Genomic DNA, 13084 nt, shown 5'->3' on the forward strand with positions numbered 1-13084 from the left:
CGTCGTGACGGGTACTGCTTTCGAAAGTATCATAAGCAATGCATCCTTCTTCCTTTAAAGAGCAAGTAGTCAGTTTCTTAGCTGCTTCAATCGCTTTTTCGCGGTTTGTCTCGCTTACGCGGACGAAAACATTCAATCTAATCATAGTCTTTATTATTAAATGATTAAAAATAGCTTTATCACATCTTGGTGAATAAATCGCAGGCAAAGATACTATTTTTGTGCTTTGTCGGATAGCTTGTTCTTTAAATTTCATCAAAACGTCATATAATCATCAAAAAAAACGATTATATTTATTCTGGAATCAAAAAGCAACTATTTTGGACGCAACTCTTAATTTTTTTCTGGCTTAATATTAGCCTCACGAACCACAGGCTAATTTCTTTCGTTTGAGTAATTCCACTCGAGCCGTTTTTCATTTTGTTATTTACTGCATAGTTTCTCTTCTTTTGGGCAAACAGCCTTATAAGTATAAAGTAAAGAAAGGAGATGTTATTTTGATACATAGAAAGTGCTTGTTTGATATTTTAGAATGAAGTTCGTAATATGGATTTTTTTTATAGCTTTGTGAACTGATGGCATATAAAAAGTAATAACACCCTAATAATCGAAGATATGAGAAAAGTATTTTTATTGGCTTTTGCCTTGTTCGCATGGAATATCCTTGCCAATGCTCAGGAAAGTGATGAAAGATATATTGAAGTGACCGGTTCTTCGGAGATAGAAGTCGTCCCGGACGAAATACACTTTCTGATTCAGATAAAGGAATACTGGGAAGAAGAATATACGGGTAAATCAAAGAAAGAGGAAGATTTTCGGACGAAAGTGCCGTTGACTGTGATAGAGAAAGATTTGCGTAAAAGTTTGCGTAAAATAGGAATATCGGATGAGGCTATCCGTACGCAGGAAGTAGGGGACTATTGGCGTCAGAGAGGGAAGGAATTCCTGATTGGCAAACAACTGGATATTCGTCTTACGGATTTCGAGCAAATCAATTCCATTATCCGGTCTGTCAATACATGGGGAATTGAATCAATGCGTATCGGGGAACTGAAACATAAGGACTTGCCGATGTATAGGAAGCAGGGAAAGATTGAAGCATTGAAAGCAGCCCGTGAGAAAGCATCCTATCTGGTGGCAGCAATGGGACAGCAATTGGGTGAAGTCATTCGTATCATCGAACCTGCCGATAACAATATAAGCCGTTACCTTCCTTTCCAGGCACAGAGCAATGTCAGCATGGGGACGGCGGCTACTGAACAGTACCGTGTCATCAAGCTGAGATATGAAATGACCGCCCGTTTTGCCATAAAATAAAAAATGCCTATTTTGGGGTATAAGAAAACCGGATTCCTGCAAATCATCGAACCTAAGATTATCATTCGTAAGGCGGGTAGAAACAATGCGTATATAACTGCTGTTTTGGATAAAAGCCGTTCGGTTGCTCAGGCGAAGCGTGAGGAACTGAAGTTGAAATTCTCCTGATCTGGTAGTCGCTTGGATGAACTCTGCTTACCCGATGAAGATATCAGAGAAGATCGGAGTGGCATACAATCCTTCTTTCTTTGGATACATAAGCTATCGAAAAGTACCAGAATAAACTGGATGCGAAAACCACCGTCGGCGAACTGTTGGCTGTCAATGCGCAGCCGCAGAGATTGAAGTTGGTTGATACGCCGGAAGCGGACGAAGTATATATCCGTGAATGGACATTGAATACTGCTGCCGTAACTAGAGCGGGAAGGAATGTGTTTTATGTATGGAAACAGGAAGAATGAGATGATTTAAAAATAGTTTTTCAGAGGTAATTTCAGAAAAGGAATATTGTCTGATAACACATATTAAGCCTGATAATTTGTCAGTTCTCTTTCATACCCCTATATTTGTTCCCGCTATTCTATATAATCAATAGAGGGAGAATGTATCATAAGAGAAAAACAAGAGCGTACATAGCATGGGTGTTGTTCATGACATTCATTCCGTTCTTTGTAGTGAAGACCTTTCACTATCATGGAAGCGAGGATGAAAAGTCATGTTCTCATGCCGGGCATTCTCACAAATCATCCGAAGATTGTGCGATATGCCAATACTCCCTTTCTTTCTTTACTGAACCTCAACCGGTAGAATTTCATTGTACATTAACGCTCGTGCCTTACGAGCCGGTTGTTTATCAGGATAAGGTCGTTTGCAAACGGACTTATTCACATCAATTGCGTGCACCCCCTGTTGCATAATTACATAATCAAACTTTTCAAGAAGGCGGGCTTATCGTAACCTGTCCTCACATTCATTTTACACATTATATAAAAGATTGTAATTGATGCGTATCGGAATTATTTCGGGCGTATTGGGGCTGACTGTAGTCTTACCCGCCCACGCACAGAAGTCCGATTCAATCAAGAGTTTACTTTTGCCTGATGTCGTTGTGACCGAGTCGTACCAGCAACGTCAAGCCAAAAAGTCTGCGCTTGCGGTTGATGTAGTGGATCAGGATTTTCTGCGCAAACATTTTACGGGAAACTTCATGCAAGCAATGGAGAACATCCCCGGCGTGCAAGCAATGGATATAGGTTCCGGCTTCTCCAAACCGATGATCCGAGGAATGGGATTCAACCGGATTGCTGTACTCGAAAACGGAATCAAGCAGGAAGGACAACAATGGGGAGCCGACCACGGACTGGAACTGGATGCTTTCAATATCGGAACTGTCAATGTCCTGAAAGGTCCTTCTTCACTACTATATGGCAGTGATGCAATGGGAGGGGTGATTGACATAACTTCACCTCCCGTACCCTCGGTAGATATGTTATTCGGAGACGTTACACTTCTGGGAAAGTCCGTCAACGGAACGCTCGGAGGATCATTTATGCTGGGAATAAAGAAGAGTTTCTGGTATGCACAAGTCCGTTATTCCGAACAGCATTTCGGGGATTACCGCATCCCTACGGATACTATTGTTTACCTGACGCAAAAAATGCCTGTTTACGGGCGTAAGCTAAAGAATACGGCAGGCATTGAACGCAATATCGGATTCTTCGCCCAATATCAACGGCAAAGATATAAAGCGAACTATTCCGTAAGTAACGTCTACCAAAAAACTGGTTTCTTTCCGGGGGCGCATGGTATACCGGATGTATCCCGCGTAGAAGATGACGGGGACAGCCGTAACATGGAATTACCTTACAGCAAGGTGAATCATCTGAAGGTGACTACCCTTCAGCAGTATGCGTGGGAGAAGCTAGTTTTGTCGGGCGACTTTGGATTCCAGAATAATCACCGTGAAGAATGGAGTGTTTTCCATACCCATTACGGTTCGCAACCCGTACCGGAGAAAGACCCGGACAAGGAACTGGCTTTCAACTTGAATACTCTCAGTGCATCGGTAAAAGTCCGCTTTATCGGTTCTTCTTCGTGGGAACATGCATTGGGTTGGGACGGACAGCATCAACGGAACGATATTTCCGGTTATTCATTCTTATTGCCTGAATACTACCGTTCCACCACCGGATTGCTTTGGCTTACGACTTATAAGCCTAATAATGTTATCTCCGTCAGCGGAGGAATGCGGTATGACTATGGATATATTCATATATCTTCGCATGAAGATGCCTATCTTGCCGATTATCTCCGAAAACAGGGATATGATGAAGAACAGGTAGAACACTATAAGTGGAACAGCCATGCAGTGAAAAAGAAATTCGGTGATTATTCATTCTCTCTGGGATTGGTATGGACACCGTCCGAACGGCACATGGTAAAAGCAAACGTCGGTCGTAGCTTCCGTCTGCCCGGTGCGAACGAACTGGCGGCTAACGGTGTGCATCACGGGACCTTCCGGCATGAACAGGGAGATACAAATCTGAAATCAGAACAGGGATGGCAAATGGACGCTTCTTATAACTTACGGTATAACGGGTTTTCCATTTCCGTTTCTCCCTTCGTCAGTTGGTTTAGTAACTACATCTTTCTGCGTCCTACGGGCGAGTGGTCTGTCCTGCCGCATGCCGGACAGATTTATCGTTACACAGGAGCCGAGGCGCTGTTTGCCGGAACGGAAGCAACGATAGACATTCACTTTCTGCGTAGTTTCAATTACCGTATTTCCGGTGAGTATGTTTATACCTACAACTGCGACGAGCATATCCCGTTAAGTTTTTCTCCTCCGTTTAGTATGCGGAACACGTTGACATGGCAGAGGAAACAGGTTATGCTTTATGCAGAGTGGCAGTCCATAGCCCGGCAAAATCGCGTAGATCGTAACGAAGACCGTACACCGGGTGTAAACCTGTTCCATTTAGGCGGTTCGTTGAATATTCCCATTCGGGGGAATCAGGCAATAGAAATAACCCTGACCGCCCGGAATATTTTCAATACCCGATATTACAATCATCTTAGTTTTTACAGGAAAGTAGAAATCCCCGAACCGGGACGCAACTTCCAATTATTAATCAAAATTCCATTTAAAAAATTACTGTAATGAGAACTAAATTATATCTCCCGATAATCAGCCTTTTGGCAATGTCTGTTTTTGTATTTATCTCTTGTGACGATTCGGATAGTGATACCACTAAGCCGGTGATTGAACTGCACGAACCCGAAGAAGGGCAAGCGCTGAAAATAGGAAGTGAATACGGCGTGCATTTTGAAATGGATCTGTCGGACGACGTGATGTTGAAGTCGTATATGATTGAAATACACAGCAACTTCGATCACCATTCGCATGGAAAAAGCAGGGGGGCCGGAGAAACTGTCGATTTCAGCTTCAACAAGTCTTATGATATTTCCGGAAAGAAAGCGGCACATATTCATCATCATGATATTATGATTCCGAAAGATGCAACTCCGGGAGATTATCATTTAATGGTTTATTGCACGGACGCTGCAGGAAACGAGACGTATGTTGCCCGTAATATCGAATTGAGTAACGATGTAGAAGAAGAATATCATCATGAATAGAATAAAGGTATTATAAGTAGGTGCATTGTAAAAAATGCGACCTTTGTAGGTACAAAATTGGAGAAAGAAATTTAAAGGTGTAATATCTATTACACCTTTATTGTTTTCAAAGCTTTACTTTTGTGAAAAATACTTTTCCCTATGATAAAGTTGCCAATTATAAATCGAATTTTTCCTTCGTATAAGTCGAAGATAATAGCTGTCGTTATTGCCGGCGTTATCGTGGGCGGAGGAGTTTTATTTATGTATATGCTTCGGGCACATACATATTTGGGAGATGATCCGGCAGCATGTGTGAATTGCCATATCATGTCTCCTTATTATGCAACCTGGTTTCATAGTTCGCATGCCCGGGATGCTACTTGCAATGACTGTCATGTTCCTCACGAAAACGCGGTAAAGAAGTGGACATTCAAGGGGATTGACGGAATGAAGCACGTAGCGGCGTTTCTCACGAAAAGTGAGCCGCAGGTGATACAGGCACACGAAGCCAGTTCGCAAGTGATTATGAATAACTGTATCCGTTGCCATACACAACTGAATACGGAGTTTGTGAAGACGGGAAAGATAGATTATATGCTGTCGCAAGTAGGAGAAGGAAAGGCTTGTTGGGATTGTCACCGCGATGTCCCTCATGGCGGGAAGAACTCGCTGTCCACGGCTCCGGGAGCTATTGTACCGCTTCCCGAATCGCCCGTGCCGGAATGGCTCCAAAAAATGATAGATAATAAAGAATAAGCAAAATATAACTACGTAATAAAATAATAAAACCGATATAGAATGGAAAAGAAATTAAAATCATGGCAAGGATGGCTGTTGTTCGGAGGCTCAATGGTTGTTGTTTTTGTTTTGGGACTATGCGTTTCTGCATTAATGGAGAGGCGGGCGGAAGTAACTAGTATCTTTAATAATCGCAAGACTGTCATCAAAGGGATTGAAGCACGCAACGAACTCTTTAAGAATGATTTCCCTCGTGAATATCAGACTTGGGCGGAAACTGCAAAAACAGATTTCCAAAGTGAGTTTAATGGAAATGTTGCCGTTGATGTACTGGAACAACGTCCTAATATGGTAATACTTTGGGCGGGATATGCTTTCTCGAAAGATTATTCCACTCCGCGCGGACATATGCATGCTATCGAAGATATCACGGCTTCGCTTCGTACCGGAGCACCTGTGAATCCTACCGACGGTCCTCAACCGTCTACCTGCTGGACCTGCAAGAGCCCGGATGTTCCCCGTATGATGGAAGCATTGGGCGTTGATTCTTTCTATAACAATAAGTGGGGTGCCATGGGTGCGGAAATTGTGAATCCGATCGGTTGTTCCGATTGCCACGATCCGGAAACGATGAATCTTCATATCAGCCGTCCGGCTTTGATTGAAGCGTTCCAACGCCAAGGCAAGGATATTACAAAGGCTACTCCACAGGAAATGCGTTCGCTCGTATGTGCGCAATGTCACGTAGAATATTACTTCAAAGGTGACGGCAAATACCTGACTTTCCCTTGGGATAAAGGCTTTACTGTGGAAGATATGGAAGCCTATTATGATGAAGCCGGTTTTTATGATTATATTCATAAATTGAGCCGTACCCCGATTTTGAAAGCACAGCATCCGGATTACGAAATTGCTCAAATGGGTATTCACGGTCAGAGAGGTGTCTCTTGTGCCGATTGCCACATGCCTTATAAGAGTGAAGGCGGTGTGAAATTCAGCGACCACCATATCCAGAGTCCGTTGGCAATGATTGACCGTACTTGTCAGGTCTGTCACCGTGAAAGCGAAGAAACATTGCGTAATAACGTTTATGAACGTCAACGCAAAGCGAATGAAATCCGTAACCGTTTGGAGCAGGAGTTGGCAAAAGCGCATATCGAAGCTAAATATGCCTGGGATAATGGGGCGACAGAAGAGCAAATGAAAAATGTGCTTGCTCTGATTCGTCAGGCGCAGTGGCGTTGGGATTTCGGAGTGGCTTCCCACGGAGGTGCTTTTCATGCGCCGCAGGAAATTCAGAGAATCCTTTCTCATGGGCTCGATCGTGCTATGCAGGCCCGTTTAGCTGTATCTAAGGTGCTTGCGAAGAATGGATTTACCGGAGATGTGCCGATGCCTGATATTTCCACTAAAGGAAAGGCACAGCAATATATCGGTCTGGATATCGACGCGGAAAAAGCGGCCAAGGAGAGATTTCTGAAAACGACTGTTCCGGCTTGGTTGGAGAAAGCGAAATCAAATGGTCGTCTGGCACAAAAATAAGATAGTAGTATATGTGGAGCAAACCGTGGAGCTATAAAGAAGGTCTGATTATTGGTGCAGGATTATTGGTGATAGGTGCACTGCTGCAAATAACGGTAGGAGGTATCAATTGGAATCTGTTTGCCTGGCCGGTTAATTTAATAGTGTTATCAGTATATATCATTGTTCTGATAGCCATGCACCTTCTCCGTAAACGAGTCTATTTGTTTGGGTGGTTGAGCCATTATTCCGCAGCCGTTTCTTCCCTTGTCTGGGTGGTCGGTATGACGGTGGTAATGGGTCTTATCCGGCAGGCTCCTTCCGGTCATGCTTCGAATGACATACTGGGATTTTCACAGATGATTTCATCCTGGTCTTTCGTTCTGCTTTATTTATGGATGGCCACTGCATTGGGATTAACGATACTCCGTACCAGTTTCCCTTTGAAGTTCGGCCGCCTTTCGTTTCTTCTCAATCATATCGGATTATTCATTGCATTGATTGCAGCTACTTTAGGGAATGCCGATATGCAGCGACTGAAAATGACTACCCGAATGGGAAACGCGGAATGGCGGGCTACCGATGATAAAGGACAACTGACAGAACTTCCGTTGGCTATCGAATTAAAAGATTTTACTATTGATGAATATCCGCCAAAACTGATGCTGATTGATAATGAAACCGGACGTGCACTTCCCGAAAAATCTCCTGTACATTTATTGCTTGAAGAAGAAGTATACGGTGGGACTTTGCAGGATTGGGAACTGACTATTCAACAATCCATTCCAATGGCGGCCTCCGTAGCTACCGAGGATACGCTGAAGTTTACGGATTTTCATTCTATGGGAGCAACTTACGCTGTACATTTGAAAGCTGTGAACCGAAAGAACCGGCAGACGAAGGAAGGCTGGGTGAGTTGTGGGAGTTTTCTTTTCCCTTATAAGGCATTGCGCCTTGATTCTCTGACTAGCCTCGTAATGCCGGAAAGAGAACCGCAACGCTTTGCTTCGAAAGTGAAAGTCTATACGCAGGAGGGAACAATTACGGAAGATACGATTGAAGTGAACCGTCCTATGGAGATAGAAGGCTGGAAAATCTATCAGCTTAGTTATGATGAGTCGAAAGGGGGTTGGAGTGATATTAGTATCTTCGAACTGGTTCGTGATCCGTGGTTGCCGGTAGTTTATACAGGGATCGTTATGATGATGCTCGGGGCCGTTTGTCTGTTTGTGAATGCACAAAAGAGGAAAGAGGAGGAAAAGGAATGAGTTGGGAATATTTTATATTGTTTGCGGTAGTCGCATTGGTTTGTTGGAGCTTGGGGGCTTTTGCTGCTTGGAAAGGAAAGAAAACGGTATGGGCATACGGATTTACTCTGTTGGGATTGGCTGTATTTTTCTGTTTTATCCTCGGCATGTGGGTTTCTTTGGAACGTCCTCCGATGCGGACAATGGGAGAGACACGTTTGTGGTATTCTTTCTTTCTGCCGTTGGCTGGATTGATAACGTATATACGTTGGAAGTATAAATGGATTCTTAGTTTCAGTTGCGTTCTGTCATTAGTCTTTATCTGTATCAATATCTTTAAGCCGGAGATTCACAACAAGACGTTAATGCCTGCTTTACAGAGTCCATGGTTTGCTCCTCATGTTATTGTGTATATGTTTGCTTATGCTATGTTGGGGGCTGCGGTGGTAATGGCTATTTATCTGCTTTGGTTCAAGAAAGAAGAGATTGAACGGAAAGAAATGGATTTATGCGATAACCTTACTTATGTAGGTCTGGCTTTTATGACATTGGGTATGCTTACGGGAGCTATTTGGGCAAAGGAAGCTTGGGGACATTACTGGGCTTGGGATCCGAAAGAAACATGGGCAGCGGCAACTTGGTTCTCTTATCTTACATATATACATTTCCGACTGGGTAAACCGTTGAAAGTGCGTCCGGCATTAGTTATTTTGTTAGTATCGTTTGTTTTATTACAGATGTGCTGGTATGGAATCAATTATCTTCCGTCGGCACAAGGTGTCAGTGTACACACTTATAATTTGAATTGAAATATCAAATCATTTAAATTGCAATATTGATGAAAACATTTTATTGGTCATTAGTGCTTATGATGCTATTGCCAAGCATGGCATACACACAAAACACGGAGAAGGAAAATGAGTTCTCGATGTCGATGCAAATCAGACCTCGGGCGGAGTATCGGAACGGAGCTTGGTTTCCTCGCAATGAAGGGATGAAAGCCGCATCGTCTATCAACAATCGTGCCCGTTTGTCAATTGACTACAAGCGGTCGGACTTGGAAATCAAGATGTCGGCACAGCACGTCGGAGTTTGGGGACAAGATCCGCAGATCGACAAGAACGGGCGTTTTGTCCTGAACGAAGCATGGGCAAAACTTGATTTCGGACACGGCCTTTTTGCCCAGTTGGGGCGTCAGGCATTGGTTTATGACGATGAGCGTATTTTGGGCGGATTGGACTGGAATGTGGCGGGACGTTATCATGACGCATTGAAACTGGGATATGCGAATAAGAATAATGAGGTACACCTTATTCTTGCCTTCAACCAGAATGACGAGAAGAAGATAGGCGGTACTTATTATGCTTCCGGTGCACAGCCTTATAAGAATATGCAGACTGTATGGTATCACTATAAGGCGGATGCAATTCCGTTCGGCGCTTCTTTGCTGTTTATGAACCTGGGATTGGAAACCGGGGATGCGGCTACGCAGGATTCGCATACCCGTTATCTGCAAACAATGGGAACGTATCTTACCTATAAGCCCGGTAGCTGGAATCTGGACGGCGCTTTCTACTATCAGACGGGCAAGAATAAGGATGCTGAGAAAGTGTCGGCATTAATGGGAAGCGTGCAGGCTGCCTATGCTTTTGACAAGACATGGGGAGTTGTGGCAAGTTTCGACTATCTGAGCGGCGATAAGGGAAACGGCGACAAGTTTAAAGCGTTCGACCCTCTCTACGGAACACACCATAAGTTCTACGGAAGTATGGATTATTTCTATGCGAATCTATTTGTGAACGGTTATGCGCCGGGTTTAATGGACAGCCGTATCGGTGCTCGTTTCCGTGCGTCGGACAAGGTGGATATGGAGTTGAATTATCACTATTTCACTACCGCGGTTGAATTGCCGGACTTGAATAAGTCCTTAGGTTCGGAAGTTGATTATCAAATCAATTTGTCGGTGATGAAAGACGTAAAACTCTCTGCCGGATATTCTTTCATGCGTGGCACAAAGACGATGGATGTAGTGAAAGGCGGCAATCATAAGAGTTGGCAAGACTGGGGGTGGGTATCGTTGAATATCAATCCGAAAGTGTTTTTCACAAAATGGTAATTAAATAGGGATGACATTCTGACAAGTGTGGCGCAGCATAAAACCGAAAGTTTAAGCTGCGCCACATTTTTATTATATGAATTTCTCTAAAGCTGCTTTGTTCAGGATTTCCACCCGTTTCCCTTCCATGGTGATAAGCCCTTCCTTGATAATCTTATTAATTTCTTTCGATAAGGCAGGGCGGGATACATTGAGGTATTCGGCAAGTTGGGATTGCGTATGTGTAATCTCTACTATCAGGGAATCTTTCTTCTTATGCTCGAACAGATAAACAATGAATCTTTCCCGAACAGTCTTGCGGGAGAGGGGTTTCAGCCGTGATACGGTACAAATGTTGCAATTACCGGCAATGCAGAGAAAGTTGTGTAACACTTGCGGGTCTTGGCTGATAACTTTAAACGTAGAATCTTTGGTTGCCATAAGTATCACACTGTCTTCAAGGGCGGTGAACGTGGCAGGCAGTGTATTGTTTGGATTAAAAAGATGTGGAGTGGCAAAAGTGCGTGGCGCAATGATATATTCAATCATCACTTCGTTTCCCAGTCCGTCGATAATATCCGTGCGTAATTTCCCTTCCAACAACACATACAGTTTGTTACAAGGCGTTCCTTGTGTGACGACTATCTCTTTTTTGTCTGCTGCGTAGATTACGAAATCCAGTTTTTCTAATAAAGATTCTTTTATATTCAAGGGCAAATCCCGGAAAAGAGGGATTTGAAACAGTTTTTCTTTATGTGTGTCGGTCAGTTGTATTTTTTTCATTGCATCATGTTGTTCGTATCGTGGACAAACTTACGGAAAATCTCTGTAATAAACGAATAAAAAGGGAGAAATGGCATTAAATGGTTAGGATATAAAATTGTCTTTGGAGAAAGAGATGACTATTGAAATCGTCTTCTGTATTTGGACGGAGACATTCCCAAGGTATTTGTGAAAACTCGGACGAAATGGGGCAAATCATTAAAACCGACCGTAAAACAAATTTCGGATACTTGCTTTTGTGAATGTTTAAGAAGTTCGCAGGCTGTATTTAAGCGATATTGGGTTACATACTGCGAGAAGGTCATTCCTTTGCAACGTTTGAAGTAGGAACAGAAAGCAGAGCGGTTCATGCCTACTTCTGCGGCAATATCATCCAAAGATATGGTATGGATATAGTGAGTCATTACATAAACACAGATTTGCTGCATACGTCTCACGTCACGTTCAATATTCATGGGCTTTCCGGCAAAGGTATGGTCGGATGAAGTAAATATGGCAGGTAGCAGACGAAACATTTCGCATAGGCGTCCCAACTCGTCCATATCGTTCATTTGTGACAATATCCGACGAATGGTTTGTGAACTTCCAGTACCGAATTTCAGTGCGTTCGTCGGGAATGTAATGCCCGTCAGACGATTACGCAGTTCGGGAAATACTGCCATACACCGTTCTACAAGCGAATGACTGAAAGCTACCATTAAATAACGGACATACCCGTCATCGTCTGCCGAATCCGGTGAATATTCCCAGTGGTGTAGCATGGACGGTGGTATTAACGCCACGTCGCCTGCTGCGAAAGGTTGCAATGTGTCGCCTGCCATTCGTTTGCCATATCCATGGACAACATAATACAACTCCCATGCATCATGCCGATGCAGTTTGGCTTCGATACTTGTTGTCACTCGTTGGTCTATAAAGAAAAAAGAGTGATTCTCCACTTCGGGCAATTCATAAGGAATGGCGGTATCTTCCATAAAAGTAATGCTTAAAATGACTTGTATGCAAATATACGACAAATCTCTAAGATGATACCACAAATATATGACAAGAAAGCCGGGTAACTTTGCTGCCGAAAACAATAAGTATAACTCTTAAAAATGTATTGTTATGGATTTCTATCAAGTTCTAGAGAATAGAAGAACTATTCGCGACTTTTCCGATAAGAAGGTGACGGATGAAGTGTTGGAAAAAGTATTGTCGGCCGCATTCAAAGCTCCGACTAATGACCATTTGCGGCAGTTTGAGTTTATTGTCGTGAGAGGGCAGGAAAACATTGCCCGACTCATATCGCCTGTGGCGGAAAACACCAAGAACATTCAGCAGACAGGGCTTGATGCTGCTGCCGACCTGATGGATAAGGATGAACACGCCATGTTTGTTGATGCGTTGCCCAAACAACAACGTATGCTTATGCAAAGCAATTGTCTCGTACTTCCATTTTTCCGGCAAAAGGATTTTCCTCTGTGCCAACCTGCCGACCAAAGTTCACTTAACTATTTCGCTTCTGCATGGGCAGCCGTTGAGAATATCCTGTTAGCAGCAACGGCGGAAGGACTGGCGTGTGCATTCCGTATTCCTATTGGCAACGAACCGGAGTATGTGAAACATCTCGTCAATGCTCCTGACGGATATGAGTTTACCTGCTTTCTCGCTATTGGATATGCGGCGGAGAATGCACATATTTGTAAACAGAAAGAAATCCGGGTAGGGGATAGGATTCACAGGAATGTCTGGTAATCTGTAATTAAGGTACATCTCTCTG

Annotated in this window: 15 protein-coding genes; 12 read left to right on the forward strand and 3 right to left on the reverse strand. The window is 43.4% G+C overall.

What is annotated here, in order from left to right:
- A partial coding sequence (locus RDN93_RS03230) for an antibiotic biosynthesis monooxygenase (RefSeq protein WP_374047361.1) occupies nucleotides 1-145 on the reverse strand: 145 nt, incomplete at its 3' end.
- A 470-nt stretch (nucleotides 146-615) separates the two neighbouring features.
- Between RDN93_RS03230 and RDN93_RS03235 the strand changes: the two genes are divergently transcribed.
- The 11 genes from RDN93_RS03235 (at nucleotide 616) to RDN93_RS03285 (ending at nucleotide 10560) form a co-directional block, all read left to right on the forward strand.
- A complete protein-coding gene (locus RDN93_RS03235) occupies nucleotides 616-1317 on the forward strand; it encodes an SIMPL domain-containing protein (RefSeq protein ID WP_005681419.1) in 702 nt (233 codons plus the stop codon).
- 12 nt (nucleotides 1318-1329) lie between these two features.
- On the forward strand, nucleotides 1330-1485 hold the full coding sequence (locus RDN93_RS03240) for a hypothetical protein (RefSeq protein ID WP_172680729.1): 156 nt from the start codon (nucleotides 1330-1332) through the stop codon (nucleotides 1483-1485).
- 146 nt (nucleotides 1486-1631) lie between these two features.
- Nucleotides 1632-1778 (forward strand): hypothetical protein, encoded by a 147-nt coding sequence (locus tag RDN93_RS22060; RefSeq protein ID WP_224241843.1) that lies wholly within the window; start codon nucleotides 1632-1634, stop codon nucleotides 1776-1778.
- Nucleotides 1779-1919: 141 nt separating this feature from the next.
- A complete protein-coding gene (locus RDN93_RS03250) occupies nucleotides 1920-2234 on the forward strand; it encodes a hypothetical protein (protein ID WP_032837819.1) in 315 nt (104 codons plus the stop codon).
- An 86-nt stretch (nucleotides 2235-2320) separates the two neighbouring features.
- Entirely contained in the window at nucleotides 2321-4477 is a 2157-nt protein-coding gene (locus tag RDN93_RS03255) for a TonB-dependent receptor (RefSeq protein WP_055173674.1), read from the forward strand.
- On the forward strand, nucleotides 4477-4956 hold the full coding sequence (locus RDN93_RS03260) for a DUF4625 domain-containing protein (RefSeq protein WP_055173673.1): 480 nt from the start codon (nucleotides 4477-4479) through the stop codon (nucleotides 4954-4956). Before RDN93_RS03255 ends, RDN93_RS03260 begins: the two co-directional genes overlap by 1 nt.
- A gap of 141 nt (nucleotides 4957-5097) precedes the next feature.
- Entirely contained in the window at nucleotides 5098-5694 is a 597-nt protein-coding gene (gene nrfH / locus RDN93_RS03265; protein WP_055173672.1) for a cytochrome c nitrite reductase small subunit, read from the forward strand.
- A 42-nt stretch (nucleotides 5695-5736) separates the two neighbouring features.
- The gene (nrfA, locus tag RDN93_RS03270; protein WP_005678036.1) at nucleotides 5737-7218 is read left to right on the forward strand and encodes an ammonia-forming cytochrome c nitrite reductase; all 1482 of its coding nucleotides are present in this window, start codon (nucleotides 5737-5739) and stop codon (nucleotides 7216-7218) included.
- Between the two features lie 11 nt (nucleotides 7219-7229).
- Nucleotides 7230-8465, forward strand: coding sequence for a cytochrome c biogenesis protein ResB (locus RDN93_RS03275; RefSeq protein WP_022042159.1), 1236 nt, complete (start codon nucleotides 7230-7232; stop codon nucleotides 8463-8465).
- The gene (locus RDN93_RS03280; protein ID WP_005681415.1) at nucleotides 8462-9253 is read left to right on the forward strand and encodes a cytochrome c biogenesis protein; all 792 of its coding nucleotides are present in this window, start codon (nucleotides 8462-8464) and stop codon (nucleotides 9251-9253) included. Before RDN93_RS03275 ends, RDN93_RS03280 begins: the two co-directional genes overlap by 4 nt.
- 29 nt (nucleotides 9254-9282) lie before the next feature.
- Nucleotides 9283-10560 (forward strand): alginate export family protein, encoded by a 1278-nt coding sequence (locus tag RDN93_RS03285; protein WP_055173671.1) that lies wholly within the window; start codon nucleotides 9283-9285, stop codon nucleotides 10558-10560.
- Between the two features lie 72 nt (nucleotides 10561-10632).
- On the opposite strand, the gene RDN93_RS03290 is transcribed toward RDN93_RS03285, so the two are convergent.
- Together RDN93_RS03290 and RDN93_RS03295 are read right to left on the reverse strand one after the other, a co-directional pair.
- Nucleotides 10633-11322 (reverse strand): Crp/Fnr family transcriptional regulator, encoded by a 690-nt coding sequence (locus RDN93_RS03290; protein ID WP_005678041.1) that lies wholly within the window; start codon nucleotides 11320-11322, stop codon nucleotides 10633-10635.
- 119 nt (nucleotides 11323-11441) lie between these two features.
- Nucleotides 11442-12296 (reverse strand): AraC family transcriptional regulator, encoded by an 855-nt coding sequence (locus tag RDN93_RS03295; RefSeq protein WP_055173670.1) that lies wholly within the window; start codon nucleotides 12294-12296, stop codon nucleotides 11442-11444.
- 133 nt (nucleotides 12297-12429) lie between these two features.
- Here RDN93_RS03295 and RDN93_RS03300 point away from each other — a divergent pair, with 133 nt between their 5' ends.
- A complete protein-coding gene (locus RDN93_RS03300; RefSeq protein WP_005678065.1) occupies nucleotides 12430-13059 on the forward strand; it encodes a nitroreductase family protein in 630 nt (209 codons plus the stop codon).
- Nucleotides 13060-13084: the final 25 nt, after the last annotated feature.

It is taken from the genome of uncultured Bacteroides sp. (genome assembly GCF_902491285.1).
Classification (GTDB): domain Bacteria; phylum Bacteroidota; class Bacteroidia; order Bacteroidales; family Bacteroidaceae; genus Bacteroides.

What these genes read in the sequence shown, in the direction of transcription:
- RDN93_RS03235 (WP_005681419.1), top strand. Translation starts at nt 616, where the DNA reads ATGAGAAAAGTATTTTTATTGGCTTTTGCCTTGTTCGCATGGAATATC.
- RDN93_RS03250 (WP_032837819.1), top strand. Translation starts at nt 1,920, where the DNA reads ATGTATCATAAGAGAAAAACAAGAGCGTACATAGCATGGGTGTTGTTC.
- RDN93_RS03255 (WP_055173674.1), top strand. Translation starts at nt 2,321, where the DNA reads ATGCGTATCGGAATTATTTCGGGCGTATTGGGGCTGACTGTAGTCTTA.
- RDN93_RS03260 (WP_055173673.1), top strand. Translation starts at nt 4,477, where the DNA reads ATGAGAACTAAATTATATCTCCCGATAATCAGCCTTTTGGCAATGTCT.
- nrfH (WP_055173672.1), top strand. Translation starts at nt 5,098, where the DNA reads ATGATAAAGTTGCCAATTATAAATCGAATTTTTCCTTCGTATAAGTCG.
- nrfA (WP_005678036.1), top strand. Translation starts at nt 5,737, where the DNA reads ATGGAAAAGAAATTAAAATCATGGCAAGGATGGCTGTTGTTCGGAGGC.
- RDN93_RS03275 (WP_022042159.1), top strand. Translation starts at nt 7,230, where the DNA reads ATGTGGAGCAAACCGTGGAGCTATAAAGAAGGTCTGATTATTGGTGCA.
- RDN93_RS03280 (WP_005681415.1), top strand. Translation starts at nt 8,462, where the DNA reads ATGAGTTGGGAATATTTTATATTGTTTGCGGTAGTCGCATTGGTTTGT.
- RDN93_RS03285 (WP_055173671.1), top strand. Translation starts at nt 9,283, where the DNA reads ATGAAAACATTTTATTGGTCATTAGTGCTTATGATGCTATTGCCAAGC.
- RDN93_RS03290 (WP_005678041.1), bottom strand. Translation starts at nt 11,322, where the DNA reads ATGAAAAAAATACAACTGACCGACACACATAAAGAAAAACTGTTTCAA.
- RDN93_RS03295 (WP_055173670.1), bottom strand. Translation starts at nt 12,296, where the DNA reads ATGGAAGATACCGCCATTCCTTATGAATTGCCCGAAGTGGAGAATCAC.
- RDN93_RS03300 (WP_005678065.1), top strand. Translation starts at nt 12,430, where the DNA reads ATGGATTTCTATCAAGTTCTAGAGAATAGAAGAACTATTCGCGACTTT.